The 26,314-nt window shown below is 41.0% G+C and carries 25 protein-coding genes; 13 read left to right on the plus strand and 12 right to left on the minus strand.

What is annotated here, in order from left to right; translation table 11 throughout:
• The first annotated feature begins 332 nt into the window (after positions 1–332).
• From BLS16_RS21485 to BLS16_RS23895, 4 genes are all read left to right on the plus strand, one after another.
• Positions 333–1,001: a DUF3786 domain-containing protein gene (locus BLS16_RS21485; protein WP_092335657.1), complete on the plus strand. Its 669-nt coding sequence runs from the start codon at positions 333–335 to the stop codon at positions 999–1,001.
• A gap of 571 nt (positions 1,002–1,572) precedes the next feature.
• Positions 1,573–2,058, plus strand: coding sequence for a hypothetical protein (locus BLS16_RS21490; RefSeq protein WP_176786258.1), 486 nt, complete (start codon positions 1,573–1,575; stop codon positions 2,056–2,058).
• Between the two features lie 247 nt (positions 2,059–2,305).
• Complete coding sequence (locus tag BLS16_RS21495; protein WP_092335659.1) at positions 2,306–3,262, plus strand: GNAT family N-acetyltransferase; 957 nt, start codon at positions 2,306–2,308, stop codon at positions 3,260–3,262.
• Between the two features lie 759 nt (positions 3,263–4,021).
• Positions 4,022–4,189: a hypothetical protein gene (locus BLS16_RS23895; protein WP_176786259.1), complete on the plus strand. Its 168-nt coding sequence runs from the start codon at positions 4,022–4,024 to the stop codon at positions 4,187–4,189.
• 177 nt (positions 4,190–4,366) lie between these two features.
• On the opposite strand, the gene BLS16_RS21505 is transcribed toward BLS16_RS23895, so the two are convergent.
• A complete protein-coding gene (locus BLS16_RS21505; protein ID WP_092335660.1) occupies positions 4,367–5,017 on the minus strand; it encodes a YidC/Oxa1 family membrane protein insertase in 651 nt (216 codons plus the stop codon).
• 484 nt (positions 5,018–5,501) lie between these two features.
• On the opposite strand from BLS16_RS21505, the gene BLS16_RS21515 reads away from it, so the two are divergent.
• The 6 genes from BLS16_RS21515 to BLS16_RS23900 all read left to right on the plus strand — a co-directional run bounded on the left by BLS16_RS21515 (position 5,502) and on the right by BLS16_RS23900 (position 9,458).
• On the plus strand, positions 5,502–5,909 hold the full coding sequence (locus tag BLS16_RS21515; RefSeq protein WP_092335662.1) for a GNAT family N-acetyltransferase: 408 nt from the start codon (positions 5,502–5,504) through the stop codon (positions 5,907–5,909).
• Positions 5,910–6,069: 160 nt separating this feature from the next.
• Positions 6,070–6,408: a low molecular weight protein tyrosine phosphatase family protein gene (locus BLS16_RS21520; RefSeq protein ID WP_092335663.1), complete on the plus strand. Its 339-nt coding sequence runs from the start codon at positions 6,070–6,072 to the stop codon at positions 6,406–6,408.
• A gap of 196 nt (positions 6,409–6,604) precedes the next feature.
• Entirely contained in the window at positions 6,605–6,922 is a 318-nt protein-coding gene (locus BLS16_RS21525) for a pseudouridine synthase family protein (RefSeq protein WP_092335664.1), read from the plus strand.
• Between the two features lie 130 nt (positions 6,923–7,052).
• Positions 7,053–8,576: a Y-family DNA polymerase gene (locus BLS16_RS21530; RefSeq protein ID WP_092335665.1), complete on the plus strand. Its 1,524-nt coding sequence runs from the start codon at positions 7,053–7,055 to the stop codon at positions 8,574–8,576.
• Positions 8,573–9,001 (plus strand): hypothetical protein, encoded by a 429-nt coding sequence (locus tag BLS16_RS21535; protein ID WP_092335666.1) that lies wholly within the window; start codon positions 8,573–8,575, stop codon positions 8,999–9,001. The genes BLS16_RS21530 and BLS16_RS21535 overlap by 4 nt, the downstream gene beginning before the upstream one ends.
• A 319-nt stretch (positions 9,002–9,320) precedes the next feature.
• Positions 9,321–9,458, plus strand: a complete 138-nt coding sequence (locus BLS16_RS23900) for a hypothetical protein (RefSeq protein ID WP_176786257.1) — start codon at positions 9,321–9,323, stop codon at positions 9,456–9,458.
• 227 nt (positions 9,459–9,685) lie between these two features.
• Here BLS16_RS23900 and BLS16_RS21540 read toward each other — a convergent pair whose 3' ends face one another.
• The 8 genes from BLS16_RS21540 to BLS16_RS21575 form a co-directional block, all read right to left on the minus strand.
• A complete protein-coding gene (locus BLS16_RS21540) occupies positions 9,686–12,778 on the minus strand; it encodes an efflux RND transporter permease subunit (protein WP_092335667.1) in 3,093 nt (1,030 codons plus the stop codon).
• A 13-nt stretch (positions 12,779–12,791) separates the two neighbouring features.
• Positions 12,792–13,967 (minus strand): efflux RND transporter periplasmic adaptor subunit, encoded by a 1,176-nt coding sequence (locus BLS16_RS21545; protein WP_092335668.1) that lies wholly within the window; start codon positions 13,965–13,967, stop codon positions 12,792–12,794.
• 249 nt (positions 13,968–14,216) lie between these two features.
• On the minus strand, positions 14,217–14,684 hold the full coding sequence (locus BLS16_RS21550; protein ID WP_092335669.1) for a MarR family transcriptional regulator: 468 nt from the start codon (positions 14,682–14,684) through the stop codon (positions 14,217–14,219).
• A gap of 375 nt (positions 14,685–15,059) precedes the next feature.
• Positions 15,060–16,085 carry a sensor histidine kinase gene (locus BLS16_RS21555; protein ID WP_092335670.1) on the minus strand — a complete coding sequence of 342 codons (1,026 nt, stop codon included), beginning with the start codon at positions 16,083–16,085 and terminating at the stop codon, positions 15,060–15,062.
• Complete coding sequence (locus BLS16_RS21560) at positions 16,082–16,762, minus strand: response regulator transcription factor (RefSeq protein WP_092335671.1); 681 nt, start codon at positions 16,760–16,762, stop codon at positions 16,082–16,084. The genes BLS16_RS21555 and BLS16_RS21560 overlap by 4 nt, the downstream gene beginning before the upstream one ends.
• A 54-nt stretch (positions 16,763–16,816) precedes the next feature.
• Positions 16,817–16,978, minus strand: coding sequence for a hypothetical protein (locus BLS16_RS24470; RefSeq protein WP_242876398.1), 162 nt, complete (start codon positions 16,976–16,978; stop codon positions 16,817–16,819).
• Between the two features lie 67 nt (positions 16,979–17,045).
• Complete coding sequence (locus BLS16_RS21570) at positions 17,046–17,171, minus strand: site-specific integrase (RefSeq protein WP_092335672.1); 126 nt, start codon at positions 17,169–17,171, stop codon at positions 17,046–17,048.
• A gap of 187 nt (positions 17,172–17,358) precedes the next feature.
• Positions 17,359–17,982: a DUF3786 domain-containing protein gene (locus tag BLS16_RS21575; RefSeq protein ID WP_092335673.1), complete on the minus strand. Its 624-nt coding sequence runs from the start codon at positions 17,980–17,982 to the stop codon at positions 17,359–17,361.
• A gap of 341 nt (positions 17,983–18,323) precedes the next feature.
• Here BLS16_RS21575 and BLS16_RS21580 point away from each other — a divergent pair, with 341 nt between their 5' ends.
• Positions 18,324–18,704 carry a DUF1428 domain-containing protein gene (locus BLS16_RS21580; protein ID WP_092335674.1) on the plus strand — a complete coding sequence of 127 codons (381 nt, stop codon included), beginning with the start codon at positions 18,324–18,326 and terminating at the stop codon, positions 18,702–18,704.
• 484 nt (positions 18,705–19,188) lie between these two features.
• A complete protein-coding gene (locus BLS16_RS21585; protein WP_092335675.1) occupies positions 19,189–20,034 on the plus strand; it encodes a hypothetical protein in 846 nt (281 codons plus the stop codon).
• A 265-nt stretch (positions 20,035–20,299) separates the two neighbouring features.
• On the opposite strand, the gene BLS16_RS21590 is transcribed toward BLS16_RS21585, so the two are convergent.
• Positions 20,300–21,127: a TrmH family RNA methyltransferase gene (locus BLS16_RS21590; protein ID WP_092335676.1), complete on the minus strand. Its 828-nt coding sequence runs from the start codon at positions 21,125–21,127 to the stop codon at positions 20,300–20,302.
• Between the two features lie 541 nt (positions 21,128–21,668).
• Between BLS16_RS21590 and BLS16_RS21595 the strand changes: the two genes are divergently transcribed.
• Positions 21,669–22,898 carry a DUF1963 domain-containing protein gene (locus tag BLS16_RS21595; protein WP_092335677.1) on the plus strand — a complete coding sequence of 410 codons (1,230 nt, stop codon included), beginning with the start codon at positions 21,669–21,671 and terminating at the stop codon, positions 22,896–22,898.
• A gap of 109 nt (positions 22,899–23,007) precedes the next feature.
• Here the strand turns inward: BLS16_RS21595 and BLS16_RS21600 are convergent, their stop codons facing one another.
• Positions 23,008–25,245: an ATP-binding cassette domain-containing protein gene (locus BLS16_RS21600; protein WP_092335678.1), complete on the minus strand. Its 2,238-nt coding sequence runs from the start codon at positions 25,243–25,245 to the stop codon at positions 23,008–23,010.
• 362 nt (positions 25,246–25,607) lie between these two features.
• Entirely contained in the window at positions 25,608–26,123 is a 516-nt protein-coding gene (locus BLS16_RS21605; RefSeq protein WP_176786260.1) for a DUF4352 domain-containing protein, read from the minus strand.
• Positions 26,124–26,314: the final 191 nt, after the last annotated feature.

The following is a 26,314-nucleotide window of genomic DNA, read 5'->3' on the forward strand; positions in this document are numbered from 1 at the left end:
TTTTGTAATCCACCCCTAAAGATTTAGAGATGAAGGCGGTCAAAAAACCGATCAATTTGTGTCCAAAAAACGGTCATTTTACTTGACCGCTTACACCAGTCTCTCAGTACGATTCAGCAGGAGACCGGTGTCCACGAACCGTACCCCTTGTAATACATCAGTGAGACAGAATGACTGCCCCTTGTCGTTTTTCTCGCCCTTTTCCTTGCTCAAAGCAAAAAGATTCCTCTAAGATATAGAAGGATTATGTAGCCAAGAGCAAGAATATTGGATATTGTTATTAAATTGTAAATACTTGATTAATTCAGAATGAATGGAGGCCGGATTATTCTATGACTAAAAACTTTGATGAAGGTGGGTATACACCCGCATTTATTAAAAGTAGAGAGAATCTACGTAAGTTAACGCCACAAACTATTGCAGAAGGATCGCTTTGCAAATACTTAAATGGTCTCTTTATAATCGAGAGCTTTGGCGAAATAATCGAAATTTCCTATCCCGAGGGACAAATAATCGGTCAGGATTCGAATAGCCCCTACTCCGATAATAGATTACTTCTTCTTAATTATTTGTCTTACTCTAAGAACATTCCCTTCTCTGATCAATGGGTATCTTATCGCGATTTACCTCACGGGAATGTGTTCTACCCTAGCATTAAAAGAAATGTCATCGATACTTTAGGTGATTTTTTTTCTAGCTGTAACAAAGAGGTATTGAGCCATAGTTTAGCCGAAGCGGGGTTCACCTTACTACCCGCCAAAGCCGATATTGCTGTTAAAGGTTTCTTTGCTCCAAGAATCCCTATACTTCTGTATTTCTGGGAAGGCGAAGAGGGTATACCATCTGCATGTCAGATTCTTTTCAATAGTACGATCTCAGAGCAAATGCATATGGAAGATATTTCTGCATTGTGCGGCATTATTAAAACCCAGGTTATTAGTCAATACACAAGAACAATATCAAAACTACCGAAATTTATGCAAAGTGTGATACAGAGTTGAAACGCAAGGCTATTGAAAATGCGTATCCAGATATAGCAATCTTCCTGATTGGAATAAAGATGTAGCATTACTTGACTGGTTTTCGAATCTCAAGTAGTCCTGACATTATGCAAAGTAAATCCTGATGAAACACTAGAAACACGGTAGCTTTAGAGATTTACTTTGCATAAGGAGGACTAGTTAGCCCCATATTGTCTAATATTTACTTGCACTTTGTTTTGGACCTGTGGTTTGAAAAGGTGGTAAAGCCACACTACAGAGGTCAAGCATACCTATGCAGATATTGCGATGACTTTGTTTGCATTATGGAAGGCCAATTTACTGTTTTGTTAAGACCAAACATAGTTTAGATCAGAACTAATTCTGCAAATGGATTGAGTTCCGACAATTGATAAACCCAGTTGCCGATTACTGATTGAGAGTTGGCTTATGATTGAGAAAGCTGCCGCAATTATCCTTCGCCTAACTTGGCATTTCCCGAAACTTAGAATAGATCAATGTAGTATGACGTTTTGGGAACTGCCAGGACGTTAGGCGAAATGCCGCTGAAAGATATAAATGGGGTGGAGTATTGAGAAGGATAATTTTGATTTTTAGTGGTTCACTTATCGGTCTAGTTCTGCTTATTTATCTAATATTTTTTTACAGTGATATAGAGTTAACCAGTCAGATACCCGCCGTGTTTAAAGATTCTAATATCAAATATGAATTCAATAATGGCATGACATATATTCATGAATCCGGACAAATAAGATTTCCAATTACGGACGACGACACAACTCTTTACGTTTTAAACGGAGCTGGACAAGACTTAACATCATATTTTATAGATGATATCAGTAAGGAATTGGTTATAAAGATGAACATAGTTGATGCAAAGACTCGGAAGACTGCTTATTTCCAGGTTGTCAAAGTGCCCAAGGCAAAGTTAAATGCTATTATTCAAGTGGATAAAGTAAGGGTAAGAGTTAATTATTTTAATGGTCATGCTTTATTGGAGTATGATCTAACCACTAAACAATCTAAAACTATTTCTCATGTCAGTGGGGGTAAGTAAACATTATAAGTGGGCACTCCACCTAACACATGGATTTACGACATAAACATTTCAATAGATACCGGTTCAATTACTATTACCTACGTTACCTTTGTTACGGCCCTCCAAATTCATAAAAGGTAAACCGCTTGCAACGAATTGCTCCGTTATCCATATACCATATTAGTCTAATAATGAGAGGTGTTTAAAGAAACTATGATATTTTAGGATAATTAGAAACCCTGTTGAAAGAAAAGAGGCGTAACATATGCAAATAATAGATTTCATCCATGAGCATATCGAGCAAGCCACCCTATTGGCAAAGGCTAGCTATGCAGAGGAATGGGCACGTGTCACCGTTCTTCCTCAAAATATTACCATCCCTGATCTATCGGGATTTGCCGGTAATTGCCTTGGTGTCGCGGCATTTGAGCTGGATAAGATGGTTGGCTTTCTCTGCTGTTACAGCCCCTTTAACAACGCCTTTGGCTCCACAAAGGCTCGAGGCGTGTTTTCTCCCATATACGGTAACTGTTCGATCACAGAAAACCGAGGGGCCATATATGCCCGGATGTATCAAACTGCAGCGGAAAAATGGGCAAGGGCCGGTGCGTCTAGCCATGCGATTTGTTTGTATGCAGGCAATACGACAGTGCAGGAGCAGTTTTTCCGTTACGGCTTTGGGCTTCGCTGCGTCGACGCGATACGCCCAATGGATGCACTAAATGTTTCGCCATATTTGGATGTAGAATATACTGAACTTATTGGGGAAAAACGTTTTTATCTTCGTACGCTGGATGTTCTCCTTGATGAGCATATGGCTACCAGTCCGACATTTATCCGCAGATATACCAAGACTGAAGATGAGTTCGCGCAAGAAATGCACGAAAGTAAAGACCGCTATTTCGCAGCGAAAAGCAATGAAGAAATAATTGCTTTTCTTAAAGTGAGCGATGAGAGCGAAAACTTTATCACTGGTATGCCGGATATGCAAAATATTTGCGGAGCCTTTTGCTTGCCTCAATATCGGGGAAAAGGTATTTTTCAGAATCTCATAAACCATGCAATCAGTATATTAAAATCAGAGGGCTACACCCGACTCGGCGTGGATTTCGAGAGTCTCAATCCCAATGCGGACAGATTTTGGAACAAGTATTTCATGGCATATACCAACAGTTTGGTACGCCGGATCGATGAGGTTGCGTTGAAGAGAGGCACTTTATGAAGACCGGTTATCCTTTTCGGTATTGATTGTGTGTTGAAGATTAACTTCTGCTAATCCATATTAATAAAAAAGGAGAAAATATGTTTTACCAACTGGGAAGGAAACCGTGCGTGGCCCAACATGGTATCAAAGATCATTGGGAGAAGGCGTTAAGTATCACCAGAAAATTCAGGTCGAACTTCCCGTTCTGAGTTAATTTGACGTCTAAGCAGACAAGCCAGTTTTTTCCCCCGATCCCTCTCCTATACCTTGCAATCCCCCTCAAAAAAGCTATAATTAGAAATAGGTGGAAATTAAAAAGTCGCCGTGACCTGAAAGTGTTGGAGCACTTCCAGGCACGAGCAGGTGATGCAAGCACCTACACGTAACAGACTGTCCACGACGACATTTTTATTATACAATGCTGCCCATTTATGCACAAGCAAAGTACCTGTGCTGAGGGTAAAGCGAGTATAACGAAACGTCGGTACGAAGCAGACTGTGCGGCTTCACGCAGCAGGAGATCAGCCTATTCCTGACCCAGGCAGCGGAAAGGAACTGTTCGTGTACCGGTTATGCGAACCGTTTTTCTGTTCACAGCCGGTTTGCTTCCGGTTGATGGGGCTCAGGTATTTAGGATTCAGCAAAAAACGAAGCATAGCGCATGTGTAGGGTAAAAAGACCTCGCATGCGTTTTTTAATTTCCCCTATAAAAGCAGACGGCAGGACCGGGTCATGACCCGGAGCCTTGCCGCTGCTTGAAATAGGGGGTAGATTAGGGTGTTGGATTACAGAAAAATGTATTTTCAGCTTGCGGCAAAAGTTGCAGATGCCATGGATATCCTTTTAAAAGCACAGCAGGAGGGAGAATCCGAATTCATGAATGAAGAGCCCGTACCGGGGCTCAAAGTCCTGGTCATTAAAGATGAAGATCATGATACTGAATAGGGAAAGATGATCACGCCTTGCTTACACACAATAAGTGTCAGTGGGATGAGTATACTCATGAAATGCTAGGAATACCTGAAACAAAATATTCGCAAATTCCGTAGTTAAGAGAAACGCCCCCTGAAAGAATCTATTTTTAGAAAAAAAAGCCCGGATTTACCGGGCTAAGGTGTTATGCTAGATTCCTTTTACCATCTCCTCAGGAGATGGTATATTAAATAGTCTTTGTTGGATAGGTTTTAACGAAAAAATTTTAATCTCAACTAACCTTAGGGCTGAATTAACAATCCAGTATGCACTAAGGGCAACTGGAGCCTTCCAAAGAAACACTACCCCAATAGTAGCTGGCAAAATGAACATTAGCAGATTCCTATTTTCTGTTGAGATTCCGCTTAGTCCTTGAAATAAGCCAGCAACAATTGGCAATACATGAAGGTTGTCGATTGTATGGAGACTTGACACCCATGGCACAAGGATACTTCCAACCGACGTGCTCAAGTTAATTACGGAAAAGTATAAGGAGAAAAAGACTGGCGCTTGGACTAATAGAGTTAGGATTGAAGACATAGGATTAATCTTATACTTAGATGCAATCTTTATTAATTCAGAATTGACTTTTTCAGTCTGGCTGTGGAACTTCCTTGTCAACATTGCCTTTGCTCGATTGTGGTTCGCGGTTAACAATTGTGTTCTATGTTGTTTCACCGACAAAGGAAAGAGCAATAACTTGATACTTAGTGTGATTAAGGCCACCGCGATAAACCAGTCACCGGTTACAGTTATAAGGTTAGATAGTAAATGGGTGAATGTGGAAGCGAAAATGTACATTTTAAACGTCCTCCTTAGTTTTTATTCGTAAAACTAGGAGGATAAAAACTGTGGATCATCGTCACTATCAGTCTTAATCATTCTTCTAACAACTAAATACTTTTTGTGTTGAAGATGTAATGGACAGGTAGAAGTCAATTGGCAGCTAGTGAGATAAGTATCTGCATGTTTGAAACTAATCAAACTACTTTTCAACATTCTGAAACTAACCCAGGAGAATGCCAATATCAAAGCTAGGTTCAGAATTAATAAAACCCAAGCATGACTGTCAAATTGCAAATCACTCACCTCCTACCAGAACTTAAATCTATTATATAGTCGGCAATAGGGGATAGCAAGGTATGTATAAGATTGTCTTCTAAGCGGCGACACATCTCATAAACAGAGAAGTTTTAGGTTATCCATGACCGTTAGGCCAATTAGCAGAAGGACGCGATGAGTATAGCCGTAAGTTAACAAACAAATTAGATGAAAGGTGAAGAAAATGATTGAATATAAACGTGTAAAAGAATTTACAGAAGAACAACTTGAAGATTTGTTCTTATCAGTTGATTGGTTTTCAGGAAAATTCCCTGCGAAATTGAGAATAGCATTTCAAAATTCCAGCAAAGTTGTTTCGGCATGGGATGACATTAAGCTTGTAGGGCTTATTCGAGGTTTAGATGATGGTGTATGGCAGGCAACGATTGATTGTTTATTGGTAAATCCACAATATCAAGGTTATGGAATTGCTTCAACATTAGTGAATTCTTTATTGCAGGACTACAAAGATTTTCTTTACGTTGAAGTAGTACCTGATGAAAAGAAAAATGTAAGTTTCTATCAGAAGCTTGGTTTTGAAATAATGGCTGAAGGAACACCTTTGCGATTTAAAGGCTGTGGTTGGGAATGAGATGAATTCCAGTTTATAGATAAGATTAGGAGCATTTGGGGGACTGAAATATTGTGACTGTTTCGCAACTTCTATACAACTGGGATATATTGTCTGCCCAGAGAAGCTGGACGAGTTATGCCAAGTACCTAGTGAGGTAGTAAATTGATTATTATGGAAGGTGAATCATATTAAAATATTGTTTCTATGTAGCAGAAATAAATGGCGCAGTTTAACTGCTGAAAAGATATTTCATGGGGTCAATGGCTATGAGGTAAGGTCAGCTGGTACAGAAGAAAATGCTCGTATTAAGGTAACTAGTGGTCATATAGGTTGGGCTGATCTGATTTTTGTGATGGAGAAAAAGCATAATAGAAGACTTAAAACTAAATTTGGCCCTCAAATTTCTAATAAGAAGATTATCTGTCTTGATATCCCAGATGATTATCAATTCATGGATATAGAATTAATTGAGATTCTTAAAGCTAGATTATCTGAATATATCGACGTGCCTGAGTAGGGTTCAGTAATAATGTTCTTGTGTATTTAAAGACCTGGAAACCCTAGAATGTTTACAAAGAGTGTTTAATCAATAAGTTAATTATACGTGGTGTGAGACAATAAACGTGACTAAGTACCGCTCTTTCCATATATCCGTTAGGCCAATAAATTGGAAGTTATAACAACCTGGGTAAAGAGAAGGCGATGAAAATAAGATGATATCAAGAACATGGCATGGTATTGTACCTATTCATATGAAGGATGCGTTTGAAAAATATGAATATGAAACAGGGATAAGAGATACAACGATAATAAAAGGAAACATTGGGGCATATTTGAAGATAGTTGAACAAGGGGAATATGCACATTTCTATTTATGTACAAAATGGGATACAATGGCTAGTGTGATTGCATATGCAGGTAATAAACCGACAATAGCTGTAACTTACCCGGATGACGAGCAATTTGGCCTGATATCAGATCCGATTGTGATTTTGCAAGAAGTGGCCGATGCGGAAAATCCCTTTTTATAATAAGAGAATCATAAGCTAATAATGGGTATATGAACGATTAAAGTGAATTTCTTATAATTATATAACGCCCAGATAAACAGAATTTGTCGAGCAGATAATTTGTATTTAAGTAGGCAACCGGAGAATAAGCATGAAGAACAGAACCTATATCGCAATTGATTTGAAATCCTTTTACGCTTCGGTGGAATGTGTGGAACGAGGGCTTGATCCGCTGACCACCAACCTTGTTGTCGCTGATGCAAGCCGCACCAAAAAAACCATCTGTCTCGCTGTCTCTCCCTCCCTCAAAGCATACGGCATTCCCGGCAGGGGGAGGCTGTTTGAAGTCGTACAGAAGGTTAAGGAAGCAAATGCAGCACGGCTGTGCAAAGCGCCAGGACGAGCCTTTTCCGGTGTTTCCTGCAACGATACTGAATTGAAATCCTCACCGGGTCTCTCGTTAGACTACATTGTTGCTCCACCGAGGATGGCGTATTATATAGAGTACAGCACGCAGATTTACAATATCTATTTGAAGTACATTGCGCCCGAAGATATTCATGTCTACTCCATTGATGAGGTATTCCTTGACGCCACCGATTATCTGAACACCTACAATCTTTCAGCCAGTGAGCTTGCCGCGAAAATGATTCTGGATGTACTCAAAACAACTGGCATCACAGCAACGGCGGGAATTGGCACAAACCTGTATCTTAGCAAGATCGCTATGGATATTCAGGCAAAGCACATACCTGCTGATAACAACGGTATGCGGATCGCCGAGCTGGACGAAATGAGCTACCGTCGCTCCCTGTGGTCGCATCGGCCTCTAACAGACTTTTGGCGCGTTGGAAAAGGATATGCCAAGAAGCTGGAGGAAAAAGGTCTCCTTACAATGGGGGATATTGCAAGATGCTCTCTCGGTAAACCTACCGATTACTACAACGAGGATTTACTGTATAAGCTGTTTGGCATCAACGCTGAGCTGCTGATCGACCATGCGTGGGGGTGGGAGCCATGCACAATTGCCGATATTAAAGCGTATAAGCCAAGCACAAACAGTATTGGATCGGGGCAGGTACTGCACTATGCCTATACTTTTGACAAAGCGAAGCTTATCGTACGGGAAATGACTGATCTCCTGGTACTTGATCTGGTAGATAAAAGGCTTGTGAGCGACCAGCTTGTTTTGACGGTCGGATATGATATCGATAATCTAACAAATCCAGAGATAAAGAAATCATATCACGGGGCAATCACCACTGACCACTACGGACGCAACCTTCCGAAATCCGCGCATGGTTCAGTAAATCTTGGCAGACAGACCTCCTCTACAAAGCTCATCATAGATGCCGTCACAGATCTGTTTGAACGCATCGTTGACAAAACTCTTCTGATCAGAAGAGTTAACATCACTGCGAATCATGTCGTTGATGAGGCAACGGTTCAAAAGACGGGCAACTTTGAACAACTTGATCTCTTTACGGATTACGCGGCAGCGCAGGCGAAAAAAGAAGATGAAGAAGCTGAGCTTGCACGAGAAAAAAAGATGCAGCAAGCAATGCTTGAGATAAAAAAGAAATACGGCAAGAACGCCATTCTAAAGGGTATGAATCTGGAGGAAGGCGCTACCACTGTAGACCGGAACAGGCAGATTGGAGGGCACAAGGCATGACGAGGACATATGACGACATCATTAATCTACCTCACCATGTCTCTACGACACGCCCTCATATGACTGCTATTGACCGGGCAGCCCAGTTTTCCCCTTTCGCCGCACTGACCGGCTATGGTGCTGCCATCAAAGAAACCGCAAGACTGACTGACGAGAGAGTAAAATTGGACGAATATATGAAAGACGCTTTGAGTGATAGGCTGCAAATCATAGCAGATCGGATTAAAGAGTATCCCGAAATCGCAATTACCTACTTTCAGCCGGATGCGAAGAAGAATGGTGGCGCCTATGTTACTGCTATCAGTACGGCTAAAAAGATAGACGAATATGAACGGGTTGTCGTTATGACCGATGGCACAGCGATTCCCATTGATGAAATAATCAGTATAGATGGTCAAATATTCGAATTTATGGAAATGCGTTGAACCAATAGTAAAGGTTGAACAGATAGTGAATACAAGCACACAGAAGATATAGATCACGCAGTATGAATTATCAAAATGCTTTAAGTAATTTGAGGAAGAATGACGTATAAAGCCATACTTAAAAATATAGGTAGAATCGGTTTCTATCAGGTTAACCTCTACCTTGCCCTAAGTGTCAGTGGGATGAGTAATTTGAGTGTATTGAAAATATACAAAGCAGTACCTGTGACCAAATCGAGCATGTCCCAGAACGCGACAACGTGTCGCGTTCTGGGACATGCTCGTGCCGTCTGTCACCTTCAGCGGGGAATCATATGCTATGGGTAGAACCGACAGAAGATTTGCCGGGTGCAAGGAGAGGATGGATGGAATGATGGATGAATTGGCGGCCAACCGGACCCCCGTGGTGATTGCCTCGGAGATTAACACCCTAAAGCGGCAGATGGTTGGTTGGTGAACGAAAATATCCCCCGTTCATTTCTACGTCATTGTACCAACGTAAAATAAACGGGGGATAAATTGAATATAAACCAATGTAAACTCACCATCGACAAGCCAAGACCATTCCCTCGAGGGAACGGTCTTGGGATTTATCTACCTTGTAAAAACGTTCAAAAATATGGGTTGATCTTCCAACAGGGTAAACCACTTTCTAAATTTTAAAGCTGTACCCGCTACTATAGGTTAAAGATTGTTTTCATATTTTATCCTATTTCTGTCCTTCAACCGCAACGTCTTCCCTTTAAACAATCCTTTGGCATCGTCCAACAGTGTATAGATCACAGGTACAACTATGAGTGTTAAAAAGGTCGATGTGATTAACCCGCCAATAATGGTATAAGCCATAGGTGAGCGTCCTTCAGACCCTAAGCCTGTGGAGAGGGCGGTGGGAAGCATACCGAATATCATCGCTACAGTGGTCATAATGATCGGTCTAAGTCTCGTGGAAGCCGCCTCTAGAATCGCGGCACCGCGCGCTTCTCCCTCGCCCCGCCTTTGCCTAGTAAAGTCAATTAGCAAAATGGCGTTTTTGGTTACAAGTCCCATGAGCATAATGATACCAATAATTGTCATCATGCTTAAATTGCTGCCTGTGAGAAACAGGGTCAGCAGTGCTCCAATGATACCAAATGGCAAGGAAAATACTATCGCAAATGGATCAACAAAACTTTCAAATTGTGCCGCAAGGATCAAGTAAATGAATAGAATTCCCATGAAAAGTGCTGTCATTAAGCCTGGAATAGCTTCTGCCATCATTTCCTGTTCTCCTCCGCTGACTTGCCTTATGCCCATAGGCATCTTCGTTTCATTTTCCAAGTTTGTATTAAACGCAGCCTCAAAGGTACTCGTTGAAACTCCGAAGACATTGGCATCTATTTGAATCTCTCTAGCCTTATCATACCTGTTAATGTTCGTAGAACCTGTAGCGAAAACTTGCTTTGTGACCTGATTGAGAGGAACCATACTGCCATTTGAACCTGGAACATAAATCCCTTTTAAGCTGTCAAAATCCGTTCGTTGATCATCTTGGAGCAATACGTTAACATCATAGCGATCCTTTTCTGTTTCATAATAGGTGACGAGGGAACCACCGAAGAGGGTTCCCAACGTATCGGCAACAACCGCTGGACTCACACCTAGATCAGCCGCTCGATCACGATCCACCTCAAGTTTTGCCTCTGCTTTTCCAGTCTTATAGCTGATATTTACATCAACAGCCCCAGGAACTTTTTTCAAGACTTTCTCAGCCATGAGCGAATAGTCTAAAAGTTGATTGAAGTCATTGCCGGTAAAATGGTACTCAACAGCTTTTCCGTTCATCACACTTGAACCTGTGCTTATAGCAAGACTAATTCCGGGAATCTGCTTAAACTCCTCACGCATCCTATTTGCGGTTTCACTCAAGCTTTCATTCCTTTGCGCTTTATCTGGGAGCTGTACACTAATATTGATGTTGTTGGCTGTGACCGTCGAGTACAGGTACTCCACTCCAGGATACTTATTAAGAATGCTTTCCATTCTTTTGGTTATTTGTGCAGCACTCGCCAGGGTTGTTCCCCCATCTGTCTCCGCTGCAATGGTGACCTTTCCGTTGTCTGATGTTTCGATAAAACTTGTTCCAATACTGGTCAGCAGGAGCAAACTGCCGCAGAACATTGCCATAGCAATGGCGATGGTTTTAATCCTGTGTTGCAGCGCCACCTTGAGGATATTTGTATATACTCTGGCAAGTTTAACAAACAGGTGATTGAACCATACTAAAAATTTACCCAGGGGACCTTGTTTTTTATCTGATTCATTGTTTTCACTTTTTACGTATTTAGACGCTAGCATGGGCACTAAAGTAAAGGATACAAATAATGAAACCAAGACACTGACAGCGATAGTTATCCCAAATTCCTTGATGTAGGCTCCAATCGCTCCACTTACCATAGAAACTGGGAGAAATACAGCAACTATTGTAAACGTTGTCGCTGTCACGGCAAGTCCGATTTCACTCGTGCCGTCTTTCGCTGCCTGAATCGGAGATTTCCCCATATTTAAGTGTCGTACGATATTTTCTATGACGACAATCGCATCATCAATAAGCAATCCAACCGATAAGGAAAGACCCATTAAAGACATGGTGTTGAGGGAAAAGTTCATCAGATTCATAGCTACAAATGTAGTGATAATCGATGTTGGTAACGAAATTGCACTGATTAGCGTACTTCCTCCATTTCGAAGGAAAAGGAAGACAACGAGAACCGCCAGCAGGCAACCTTCAAGTATCGTTTTCCGAACTTCAGCCACGGACGCCCGTATGACCTGCGAATTGTCATCGATAATATTAATGGTGACATCGTTAGGCAGTGAAGCTTGAATTGTTGTAATTGCTTCTTTAAGATCGTCCGCTACTTGGGTGGTATTTTCTGCAGATTGTTTGATAATATTTACCCCAATGGTTTCTTCACCCTTAAAATAAGATAAGCTATCCCTCTCCTGAATAGTATCTTCCACTTGGGCAATATCCTTGATTCGAAGTTCAATCCCATTACGATTGGCAACTAAAACATTTAAGAAATCACTGACTTCTTTTACCGTACCATTGGTTCTAATGGAAACTTCCTTATCGCCATTGGAAACCTTACCACTTGACACATCGATGTTATCACTTTGAAGGCTCTGTGTGATTTCCGCAGCAGTCACCTTAAGAGACGCCATTTTTTCTTTATCGAGTTTGATATGTATTTCTCTGACCTGCCCACCATAGGTGGTAATAGCCCCAACGCCTTTAACCGTATTCAGTTTCTTGGTGATCTTATCGTCTACGACTTGTGATAAATCTTTGTTGGAAAGAGGGCTTGTAACAACGAAGGACATAATAGGTACTGCAGTAGGATCGAATTTTTCAATGATCGGTTCATTAATGTCCCTTGGTAAAGCGCCCCGAATACTGCTGATTTTATCTTTGATATCTTGTGCCGCCACATCGACTGAAGTCCCAGAATTAAACTCAACCTGGGTCTGCGAAACCCCTTCCGTGATGGAGGAGGAGATGTGTTTCACTCCCGAAATCTGGCCCACTGCTTCCTCTACTTCTTTGGTTACCTTTGATTCAAGCTGTTCTGCTGAAGTTCCCGGCAAGGAAATCGAAACAGTTACTTCAGGAATAGATAATTCGGGATATTCATTGATAGGTAATCCTATATAACTCACAACACCTACTGCCAGCAGTGCAATAATTACCACAATGGTAAATACAGGCCGTTTTATGCTTAAATTTGTTAAAAACATAAATTTTGCTCCCCTATTCTGTTACTACGGAAACGGCATCGCCATCCTGGAGTGTATTCACATTGGTAATGATCACGCTGTCACCTTTTTTTACGCCGTCTTTGATCTCCACTAAGCCTTTGGCAATTTCTCCGATACTAACAATACGTTGACGGGCGATCCCTTTATCATTCACAAAGACTGTATAATTTCCTTGATTTCCGCTCAAACCTTCTATTGGAATTGCAATGACTTCGGCCTTCAGGTTACCTACTATATCTACGTTTGCATACATACCTGGTCTCAGTGACTGATCCTGATTATCAACCTGAACTTTGCATTTAATAACTCTTGAGGTGGTATCTGCAGATACTTCAATACTTTTCATAATCCCGTTATATTCTTTACCCTCGTTACCTCCAACTTTAACTTTCGCACTCTGTCCCAATTTTAAAAAGCTGATATCGTTTTGGTCTACCTGTATAACAGCATAGATAGGTGATATATTTTTAACTTTTCCCAAGGCAAGTCCCATGTTGGCGTATTGCCCCAAATTCACACTTTTCTCATCTAAAATGCCAGAAATGGGGGCATTGATAGTCGTATTTGTCAGTGATTCTGTCAGATTTTTTAAATTGATCTGGTCCGTAATAACATTAGCTTTTGCTGTTTCAATAATGGCCTTTTCTGTTTCCAGATCAATTTTGGCATTCCTTAACGTTGTTTCCGCACTTTCCAGTTCAACCTTGGAAATGGCTCCCCCGTCAAAAAGTTCTTTCGTTCTATCATAGGTACGCTGTGCGTCTTCTACGTTCAGTTGCATTTTCTGCAACCCTTTTTGTGAAGACACTAATTGACTTTCTGAAGCTTTCAGCTTGGCTTGAGAAGACGCTATGTTGTTTCTAATTTCCTGATCATCTAATTTGATTAGCGGGTCTCCTTGGGATACATACTTTCCATTTTCGAACATGACCTGAACTACCTTACCGTCAACTTTGCCGCTTACAATTCCCTCTTCAGACGCTTCTAATGAAGCCGTATATGAGATGGTTGGATCCATCGTAACATTATTTGCTTGACTGACTTTAACAGAAATTACATAGGGAGTAGAGACGGCAATTGTGGTTACCTCCCTTCCCAGGAATACAGTAACTCCAACAGTCAAAGCAGCTAGAATAATAATAATTGGTATTATTTTACTTTTTAACATTTTGAATCTCCCCTCGTAATTTGGTTTGCATGCTGCTTAGAAGGACATTTTATAATGTCCCCAGGGTAGTTTTTTTGTCTGAACGAATAATCTTGTTCTCAGAGTCGGTCATACCCAATTTTTCGTAGCAGAGCTCATTAATGAATGACTACTGTTTCGGCTCTCCGGGGTACATATCCAATCTTTGTATTGCCTTATACTTGCACTATTTCATACAAGTTCCGTATTTTGTGCACTTTTCTTTATCGATCACATATGCTTTCCCGCGTTCTCCGCCACCGATTCACTGTCAAAAAGAGCGCCGACTTCTGTGAAAAACCGTAAGATTGCAGCTTGCTCATCGTCGCTGTAGTGTTTGAAAAAGACCAACCACTCTTGTCTGGCTTGGTTATGGATTTTTTTATGCTCGTCATAGACAGACTGTCCGCTCTCAGTCAGTTGAAAATAAATTTCTTTGTTATTGTCCGGCTCCTGGTAACTCTCTATTAAGCCCTTACCCAGTAACCTTTTGCTGATTCTACTGATGCCTCCCCGCGTCAGGCCCATTTTTTCGGAAATTTTCGTGACATTCGGATGGTCAATCATACCAATCCAGTCAATACAGTGGACTTCCGCAAGGCTGATTTCATCCAACAGACCCTCTCCTTTATGCCGGAATACGTCCGAGTTCTCCTGTATTTTTATAAAAATGTCTAAAATTTTCAGTGCTTGATTCATACGATCCCTCTTTTTTGTTGACGGTGCAACAATAATGTATCACGGTTTTGTTCCATCGTCAACAAAAATCCAGCTTTGCGAAACTGTGCCATACGATACACCACAATACAGTAGGGTGTTTGCCAAGGAGTGAACGAGTTGTTTTGCAAAAAACAGATGGCGCAACGGACTTTCCCGCTGTACCATATGTTAACCAAGATATTAGAAATGGGCCTCAACCTCCGGGTCCATTCTATCTAAGCCTTTCCGCAATACGCTCTCGAAGCCCTGATTCTTCACGTTGGTTGGTGAACGAAAATATCCCTCGTTCATTTCTACGTCATTGTACCAACGTAAAATAAACGGGGGATAAATTGAATATAAACTAATGTAAACTCAGTCTGTAACAGGGAGGCTAATCGTAAACGTCGATCCTTTCCCAATTTCGCTTTCCAGCGTCACTTTGCCGCCATGCAGCTCCACAATCTTCCGCACCATCGACAAGCCAAGACCATTCCCGCCGATGGTACGGTCGCGGGATTTATCTACCTTGTAAAAACGTTCAAAAATATGGAGTTGATCTTCCGGCGCGATTCCCAGGCCGGTATCGGCTATCGTACAGGATATTTTTTCCGTGTCTCTCGTCAGTACAATGTGAATTGTGCCGCCCTCGGTTGTAAACTTGATGGCATTGTGCATAAGGTTAATCCACACTTGCGAAAGAAGTTCCTCATCTGCGTAAATAGTTACCTTGTCAAGCTCAGCATCAAGTAGCAAGTTTTTTTTCGACCATTGCGGTTCAAGTAAAATAGAGATGTTTTGTAGTTGTTTGTCTAAGCGAAATTTTGTCAGCGAGAGGGAAGTGACGCCGATGTCTAATGAAGAAAGTTTTAACAGATTAGCGGAGAGCTTAGACAGCCGTTTGCTTTCCACTTGGATGATTTGGATGTAATGCATTCGTTCGGCGTGGGTGAGGGCCTCGTTTTCCAAAAGCGCCGCATATCCGCTGATAGACGTTAGGGGGGACTGTATCTCATGGGAAACATCGGCGACAAAATTTTGCCTTAATGTTTCCATAGACCCCAAACCTTGCGCGATTTTATTGATGCGTGCGGTAAGTTCATCTAACAATCCATGATTGTCTTTTTCAATTTGCACATTAAAATTTCCCTGGGCTATATTTTCCAGAGCATCGAACATGCCAGCTATCCATTTGTCTTCTTTATAAGGCTTGAGCGAAACGGCTGCCCAAAGAAATAATAGTCCGGTGAATCCGGAAATGATATACCGTAATAATTCAGGCGGCTGCCCCGTTACCTTGAAAAATAGTGCGGCTATAAAATAGCCAACGGTAAAAGCGCAGGCAATGAGGATAAAGGCATTCAAAGCGAAGTGTAATTTTGCCTTCAAGCCCTTTATCATGAAACCACTTCCAGTCGATATCCCAAACCACGCACGGCTGTGATTTTGAAATGATGCCGGTCCGGCGGGAAGCGGTCACGCAGACGGTTGACATGAACATCCAGTGTGCGTTCGTTACCCTCAAAGTCATAGCCCCAAATATCCTCTATAAGATCCCCGCGAGAAAGTATTTTACCTCGTGAGCGGGCCAGTTTATAGAGAAGCACAAATTCTTTCATGGGTATATCACCTATACAGCTGTTATCCACATGAATTGTGTGGCTACCCTTATCAATTGTCAGATTGCCTATTTGTATAATTTCCGACGCTGGAATTTTATAGCGCCGCAGCAATGCTTTTACTCTAATGATAAGCTCCACCGCTTCAAACGGCTTGGTGAGGTAATCGTCTGTTCCAAGCTCATACCCTTTAACTTTTTGCATTATGTCGTCCATCGCGGTCAGCATAAGGATTGGCATATCTTCATAAGACTGCCGAAGATGGCGGCATAGCTCAAACCCATCCATATTGGGCATCATAAGGTCAATAATGCAAAGCTCTGGATTCACTTCGGTCATTTTTTTAAGTGCCTCCCGCCCGTCAGATGCTTCAAAGGCGAGGAACCCCTCGTTTTTCAATACAGTACATACAAGTTCACGGATGTTTTGGTCATCATCCACCAATAGAATTTTATTCAATTTCTATCACCACCTGTCTGATATTATAAGCCGCCAATGTAAACAGAGAATAAATTAATACAATCTCTCATCATTTATTCTTTCTGATTTCAACCGAGCATCTATCGGCTTTTCTGTATCCTTTGGGGTGGCCCCAACACGGCTGAAGCGAATCTTCGCAAAATTGCCAGCCGAAGCATGAAGTTCAGTTTGACAATAGGCAATGAATGTAAACATATCGTTAAGAGTTATTGTTTTTATGAATTTCAAGTAACCTCTACAAAGAGTTTGTTACGGGATGCCATTACAAAGCTGAAAACATCAGTAAATCGGTTCGGTATTCATTAACTGTGTTTTCTGATCTGCCTTTTATAACGGCAAGATATCCTAGGTACTGTTCAACAAGTGGACAAGTTTTATTAGATGGCATTTGCTAATCATCTCCTTGCAAATAGTATTGACTTAATTTGCAGAAGACAACAAGTGCTCATAACCAGAAGTCGGAAGGGGCTTGCATAAGTTATAATAGGCTAATAATGTGATATTCAGAGGATCAGGGTACCAAAGGCTTGGGCACTGGAGATGAAGACCTCGCGTTTGGCATACTATCACCTGAATTAATCATAATGCGCGACGGCCAGCCTCTTCAGCTGACCCGCAAGGTATATGCCAAGATCGATGCTGATCGCGCTGCGCAGCATGAGCTCTATGGAAGGATCATAAAGAATGGTGGCATTGGCCCTGACTTCTTCATCCCCTTGCCAAACTATCACACACAAAGGAATTTCAGGAAATGCCCTGAAAACCACGGATGCATCACCGAAGGGACCGGCTTGACCGCCCAAAGAGCGTGCAGCCGTCATTAACCGGCTGGGCTGATGTCCGAACGCTTCGATCAGCACTGAGATAGCCGTTTTATGAAACGCGGAATAAAATATCATTCCACCCGGTATCTCTTTAATGCTCACCCAGTTTGGGGCAGATTCCGGCAACGGCTGCGCATAGGCTAAGTAATTGAGGATAATGATTGTAGCCACCACATCAGGAACATATCCGTCTGCTTTCCGGCAGATTGTCTCCTTTTCGCTGTCCACGATATACTCCTCGTTAAAGAACATCACAACAAACTGACGGGTATAGCTACTGTACGAAAGAGCGCGTGCCGCCGTTATCTCTTTAGGATCGCGTTTCTTAATATCCTGCCAAAATTTATCATAAACAACACGGTAATTGGATTCCATCTCAATCCCCCTGTAGCCCATTTTCCGTTCACATCCTTTTTATTTCTCAGCCATACATAAACTACTCTAAAACCCTAGAAGTCCAGTAGTAATACCGAGCATCTTAATTATATCAACCTTAGTTGAATATTTGGAGAATTACACAAAGAAATAAGGCGATGTTAATTTCACAAAATCCATAACCCTGTAGGTTTGTCTATAATGGGCAGTTTGAGATTAGCTTTGGCTAAGTTATAGTTAGTAGGATGGGAAGTATAAAGACAAATACGATATATATAAAAAGAGCCGGTATGTGGCATAATACTTGAAAATTGTTAGAAAAAAAAAGGGGTGAATAAATTATGGCAAAATATGTAGACGGATTTGTGCTTGTAGTGCCAAAAAACAAAGCTGAGGAATACAAGAAAATGGCAGAAAGTGGCCGTGATACGTGGATGAAGTGTGGTGCGCTTGAATACTATGAATGTCGTGGCGATGACCTTATCCCACAGGAAATGGGTGGTGAGAAAGCGCGTGCATTTACTGAAATGACTGGAGCAACAAGTAGTGATACCGTTTGGTTTTCATATATAGTCTTTAAATCCAAAAAACATAGAGATGAGGTCAATGCTAAAGTAATGGAAGAAATGAATAAGCAGATGGAAGGACATAAAGACATGTCGATGCCTTTTGACATGAAGCAAATGGCTTATGGCGGTTTTCAAGTTGAAGTAGAAGGCTAGAGACAAGATGTAAAGTCACGAAGCCGCTCTCAGCAATGAGGGCGGCTTTTATAAATTAAGCAGTGAAAATGATGTTTAACTTGTATATTAGACACTGAAAATACTTCTTTAGATAAATGTTTAGAGATAATTAAAAAGAACTTTGAGTAAGATAATAGGTTCTGACATCGTCTATTAGGTGGAGCAAAGTAGTTATATCTGGACTTTTTAGTATCCAGAACATTGGGTTTGTACCAAGAGGTAACAGCCCTTCAGTATAAACAGCAAGCCTCAACATTCCGTCTCTCGCTCTTACATACCTGCGCTGAAGGTACTTGCAGGCGGTATTACAAATACTTTTTTTATTTCCCATAATTCTTATTTGGAACTCAATTTGCAAAATAAAAGTTGACTTAACATAGGGAAAAGTGCAGTGATTATTGCAGAAGTACTATAAAGAACATTATTCTTACACCGTGACACATCAGTAGGAAATGGGAAGTTAATGAAGAATATATTTAATAAGATTAGACATTGGTCAAGCAAAGGTAAAATATACGAACAGGCTTGCATTAGCCAATTTAAACAGATAATCAACGAAGTTCGTATAAAAACGTTATGTGATATTCCGGAAAATGAATGGAATTCTTATGTGGGGGTAAAATTATTGAAGGTAAAACAATTAGCGGTGATTTTTGCGATTTTACTAATGCTTAATACATTCTTGGGTACTGTCTCTGCATCATGGGTTTCATTTACCCCTCAGCAACTTGTTCAAGATTCAGATGTCATTCTTATAGGTGAAATCTCTGGTCCAACTGGTGAAAAATTGGGCATACTCGAAAGGTTCAGAACCTCAGGTTATACACATTGGAAAGTTAATGTCCGTTATTATCTGAAGGGTGATAAGGAGTCACATGAGTTTATTGTAGCTACCCCTGGGGCTCAGAGCAGTTCCGTTAAATCGTCAATCGATTATCGACTAGATGAGTGGGGCAAAACCGTGCTGCTCTTTTTGCGAAAAAGCGAAGATAACTACCAACCTATTACACCAAAAGGGGTTGTAATTCTAAATACTACACAGTATCAACGTCAACCAGACGATCAGCTTAGTGGTCAATTAATACAGAAAGAGTTTTGTATAAACGACAACAGAATTTCACAGCAGGAGAAAATAGAATTTGAAAAATATATTGTAGGAAGTAGCTTAGTGGTACTTCCTACAACAGCAGAGCAAATCTTGGGAGGGAGTTGGTTTTGGAGTAATCACCAAACTTTTATCGCCGTGTCCATTGTATTAATTTTAATAGTTTCGTTAATTATATTCTTTCGAAAACGTTTGATTAAGTAGACTCTGGGGAATAAGTTTATTCAGAGGAGTTTTAAAGAGAAAGTTGAATGCTCAAAAAGTTACGTTCTATTCCTTTTTCTATAACCGTTCAGAAAATTGAATTCAATAGAAGCTAACACTGTTATCCAAGTAGTAGATTCTGCCCAATGCCAAGATCAACAACTGTGGTTATATGTATCTGTGCCAGTATATGACATTTTTATTAATTTTAAGGGATGGATTCCCGAATCTGAAACGATTAAATTGACTATGTGAGTATAAAAGCTTACCGGACCCTGAGTTGCCAAAAGGCCACGGCGCTGGCTGCAGCAACGTTCAGAGAGTCCACGTTATGGGACATGGGGATGCACGCGGTGTAATCGCAGTCAGCAATCGTGCAGGGCGCCAGTCCATTACCTTCTGAACCCAATACGATAGCAAGCTTTTCCTCTGCCATGAGCTGCGGATCGTCTATGCTGACAGCGTTATCATTTAAAGCCATGGCAACGGTCTTAAAGCCCAGCTTGCGCAGACTCTTCATGCCCTGCTGCGGCCACTGCGAGGGCTCGCTGCCAATACGGGCCCATGGCACTTGGAAGATGGTACCCATGCTCACCCTCACCGCACGCCGGCACAGTGGGTCACAGCATGAGGGGGTAAGCAACACGGTATCGATGCCTAGCGCCGCAGCCGAGCGAAAAATGGCACCGACGTTGGTAGAGTCCGCAATACCTTCAAGCACAGCCACTCGACTTGCACCGGCACACGCCTCCTCAACGCTGGGTAGATGAGGACGCCGCATGGCACACAGCACACCGCGGGTCAGCTGAAAGCCAGTCAGCCCTGCTAGCAGGTTGCTATCGGCAGTATAGACGGGGACATCTCCGCAGCGGGTGATTATACCGTGCGCCTGCCCTGCAATGTATTTGCGCTCCATTAAAAGTGAAATAGGCTCGCATCCAGCGTCGAGGGCAAGTCCAATTACCTTGGTACTCTCCGCAATAAATATGCCCATCTCCGGCTCCAACCGGTTGCGCAGCTGCGTTTCCGTCAGGCGAGCAAAGACATCCAAATTGGACGATGAAAAATCGCTTATCTCAATGATATTTGACATCTTATCTCCTTATGTTTCGAGGTTAGTGGTAACGTATCAACCTTGATTTTTTTGCAACATAAAATCCTTTTTTACCGTAAGTAAGAATTACACCACCATCAATATACTATAACAGTAACTACACTATATTGTTTATAAGACACATCTTTCTACACTACGAAACAATATAAGAATAATCTTAATTCGCATCATCCTACGAATGCGTTACAGTTTAAGACTCATTAACACACATTTTATTATAATTCATTACTTCCCATTGGTAATATCAATGAGTCACAGTGTGCTGCTCAATTATACCCCATAATATTGGTTTGTAGATACAAAAAGGGCCCAGCTCTTGCAAACCCTAGGTACCAAGGTTTCCGCTAATTCTTAAACCCTTGAGTTAAAACAACGCCCTATCTCTATAAGCATAGGACGGCATCATCAGTTAGGATAACTGGAAGTTTAATCTTTCAGCTGATTGTTACAGGCGAACCTTTGGTAAAGTTGAAGAGGTATTGAGGCTTACGTAGAAAACTTCTCCAATGGCAACGGCGGAATGGAGCTTATTATGAATTTTAATTTAAAAATTTTCGAGGGAACAGATAGTATAAAATTTGGTATGACAAGTGAAGAAATACAATCTATATTAAAAATCAAATCTACATTTTTTAAAGAATCTGAAGTAGCTTTATATCAAATTGAAAATTACAACGATATTTGTCAAGTTCATTATGAAGCATCAGAAGATGGCCAAATAGTAAGTGCAGCTTTCCGTTTTTCTGCGCCATCCGTGTTTCTAGATAATATTCAATTAATTGGGGAAGAAGCGGGAAAGGTTGAAGATTTATTTAAGCTTAAATTCAAGGATTACGAAATTTCCGACCACTGTTTTGTTTCTCATAAAAGCGAGATATTTATCACCTTAAACTTTGGTAAGATTCTGACTGTTTATATTACGAGAAAAGGGTATGTTGAGAAACAAAAGAGATTTTATGAAAAAGCTTTATCCCAAAGCACATCCTTAATTGAAAAAAAAGCCAAAGTTATAACAACGAAAGAAGAAAAGTACTGCGTTATTCGATTTAGTCCATTAGGCAAGGAATATCACCAGGCTTGGGATGAAGCGTATCATGAACAACTCTATAAAGAATATTCTATCGATAAACCCCTATACCAAATGAAATCTGAGTTGGAGTCTGAATACGACGATTATAAAAAAATAGATATTCCTATTGGAATTTCCAGGATTGGGGGACCGGTTGTTGATTTACCAGAAAACCTGAAATATCCTGAAGGATATTCCTTTTTAGCTCAGATTGATCTTGCATTATTCTCAAAACACGATAAGTTAGGTCTGTTGCCCGACCGTGGCTACTTATATTTTTTTGTAAAAGACGGAGATAAAGGGTTGGTATTTTATGAAAATGTGGAAAAGGACAAATTGAAAAGGATTAACAAAGAGCATGAAGATTGGTATTTTGCCGGTAGGATAATAGGGGATATTTGGTTTGAAAATGAGTTAATATCATCAAGATACAAAATCGATGATAATGGATTAACAGTATGGGATGAATTGGCTGGCGAAGAAACATCAAAGATATATGGGATATTTACAAATGTTCAAGCTACAGAGAATGAAATAAAGAAAATGATGAAGAATAAAATTTTATTACTGCAAGTAGGTTCGGATTTTTTAGGAACAGGAGTTCAGTGCGTTTATATTGAAGAAGATAATCTAAGAAGTATGGATTTCAGTCAGTGTATATTTGATTATAGTCAAACCTAGCTTTGCCTTTAAAGGCATGAGATTAATACAGTCGTTGATGCAATAACGGTGGGAAACTATTCGGTTATGAGTATCGATAAGGCTTGAAATAATATGTTACTCCCACCGGCTATAAGTATTTTGCAGTAATCGATTCCTTACAGTTTCTCAAGTCCCCAGGGGTTCCTTCAAAGAGAATTTGTCCGCCTTTGCTGCCGCCCTCAATACCTACATCAATAATCCAATCGGCATTACGAATGACATCCAGGTTATGTTCTATGACAATAACGGTGTTGCCCTTCTCAACAAGACGGTCAATAAGAGTCAAAATGCCGGTGATATCGGACATATGCAAACCGGTTGTAGGCTCATCCATTATATAAATATTGCCCTTTTTGCTTAATTCCTTGGCAAGCTTTAAGCGTTGACATTCTCCACCGGAAAGGGTGTCTAAGGGCTGGCCCAGGGTCATGTAATGAAGACCCACATCAACTATATACTTCAGCTTGTTTTTGATTTCTTTTTGGCTAAAAAAGTTCACGGCTTCGGCAATGGTCATTTCAAGCACTTCAACAATCGACCGGCCATTATACTTATACGCTAGTACCTCATGCTTATACCGTTTGCCGCCGCATTCCTCACAGAGGGTTTCAACTGAATCCATAAAGGAAAGATCTGTTTCTATATAACCCCGCCCTTTGCATGCCTCACAGGCACCCTCTGAATTATAACTGAACAATCCGGCGCTTACTTTGTTTTCATCGGCAAATAATTTACGAATTTGATCCATTATTCCGGTAAAGGTGGCCGGATTGGAACGCAAATTTGCACTGACTGCGGACTGGTCGATAATGATAGCATCTTTATATTCCTTTGCAAAGACACCATTAACAAGGGTAGACTTGCCGGAACCGGCAACTCCAGTAACCACGGTGAAGATTCCTTTAGGTATTCTTAGGCTGACATTTTTCAAATTGTGTAAACTACTCTTTTTCGTTTCTAAGAAATCATTGCTTGTCCTTGGCTTACTCTTAATCGGCAGACTCCTGCCGATGTATTCTCCAGTAAGTGTCTTGGCTGTCAGAAGGTCGCTATAGCTGCCCTCAAACATGATCCGACCGCCGTTGGCACCGGCTTGGGGCCCAACATCAACAATATAATCGGCAACCTTTATCACATCAGGGTCATGCTCAACCACTATCACCGTATTGCCTTTATCCCGCAATTTTAGCAACAGTTCGTTAAGCCTGTGCACATCTCTGGGGTGTAATCCGATACTTGGCTCATCGAAAATATACATTACATCCGTCAAGCTGCTGGTCAGGTGCTTGACCATTTTAACACGTTGGGATTCGCCGCCGGATAATGTGGAAGTTTCCCTATCCAAGCTTACATAATCAAGCCCTATTTGAATTAAATCCTTCAAGCGCTCAGTCAGATTTTTGATAATAGGTTTTACGTTATTATCAGTAATTTTTTGGAATAATTCCAGGAGCTCATCTACCTGCAGAGCCGTAAAATCCGCTATTGAATAGCCCATGATTCTCGAGGCTAAAATACTTTCGTCATAGCGTTTGCCCCCGCAATTAGGGCACTGCTGTTCAGTGACGAATGGCTCAATTTTCTTCCTTGACGCCTCCGATTTTTCAAACTCGGTTTTGATGTTCTGACTTATGAATCTCTCAACAAGACCTGCATAAGTGGAGTTCATTCCTTCAACGATGGCCGAATTGATTTTTACCGGTTTAGAATAGGCAAGCTTGTCGTATTCCTCTTTCGAATAATCCTTGATTTTTTTGTCACAATCAAAAAAGCCTGTTGAGGCATACATTTTCCACTGCCAATTACCGGATTTATAGCCCGGCAACAAAATCGCCCCTTCGTTTAGCGACTTTTCTTTATCCAAAGCTTTGTCAAGATCAAGCGTTACAATCCTGCCGATACCCTCACAAGTCTTGCACATTCCATTTGGGTCATTAAAGGAAAAATAATGGGAAGGGCCAATCTGCGGCTGTCCAATTCGAGAAAACAGCAGCCGGATTAATGGGTTAATATCTGTTATTGTTCCGAGAGTTGACCGGGAGTTCCCGCCTATCCTTTTTTGATCAACAATAATCGCTAAGGACAGGTTTTCAATGGCATCAACATCCGGATGACCATACTTAGGTAAAAAACCTTGAACAAATTTGCTGAAGGTTTCATTCAATTGCCGACCGGCTTCCTGGGCAATCGTTTCAAAGACGATCGACGATTTGCCCGACCCTGACACTCCGGTAAAAATTGTTATCTTCTTTTTGGGAATTTTTAAACTGATATTTTTTAAGTTATTGGCACGTGCACCTACTATTTCGATACATTTATGTTCCATATTATATCTCCGTTTAAAAATTTGTTACTAAATAATGTGTCTAATATCCTATTTAACTATGCGAAGAAGTCTCATAGGAGAGAAAGAGCCAAGGAGCTATAGGACGATGTAGTCTGTAATGATCAGGGTTAGTAACCTTGGCCTTGGAAAAGGAACAGGTTGTCCTAAGGTTAGGAGATCAGGCATCAGGGCAACGTAATTTAAGGTTGTTGCTGGCCCAAAATCGGAAACGTTTCCGATTTTGGGCCAGTCCGTTTAATTGAGGTCTGTCACACTCATAAGTCTGACGACCTCAATTGTTCTAAAGCTTTGGTGTCAAATTTTCACCATGCCCAGTTTATAAACTAGCTCTTTTCCTATACCTAGGGGGCTATTAAATCAATTAGGGCTATTTCCGCTGAAGGATCAAATTTATCATTTATGTCCTTCCAGATATTCATAATGAAATATCTGTGGTTAGACTGGGCTTTATAAAAAAATTCGCCTTGAATAGTTTCTCCAGCTGGAATTGTTTTATTTAAATCCTTGGTAGATAAAGGAATTGAGAAGCTTTGTGCCTTAGAGGCAATAACTACAAAATGGCAATCTGGGTCAAAAATATAATCATTTTTAGTGGGGTTTTTAATTGTGACAGAGACGTGCACTGTTTTCTTACCAGTTCCTAAAATATAGGATAAAGTTCCACCAGAATAAGTATCAGATTTGGCTCCGTTAATGGTGTATTCTAGGTTGTCAATGATCACGGTATCACCAATCTTACTACTTCCATTGCCGGTATGTATCGGTATATATGGATCAATAAATATTGGGATGACAACGAATTTCATTATCCCAATGATTGCGACTAATATCAGGCAGCGGGCTATTTTGTTTTTCATACTAATATTACAGCACACCCCTCTCATTAGGTTGTTTCTTAATTATAAGCAAAGACTAAGCTGTAATACAATAAATACCTGCTGGTTGCTTTGTTAATTACTCAACTTTCGCACCGTAATTGTGCGAATAAAGCCTTGATATAACTGGGCAATGCACTGATCCAGTTGTGTAGTTGACTAAGTGATTCGTA

The sequence above is a fragment of the Desulfosporosinus hippei DSM 8344 genome (assembly GCF_900100785.1).
Classification (GTDB): domain Bacteria; phylum Bacillota; class Desulfitobacteriia; order Desulfitobacteriales; family Desulfitobacteriaceae; genus Desulfosporosinus; species Desulfosporosinus hippei.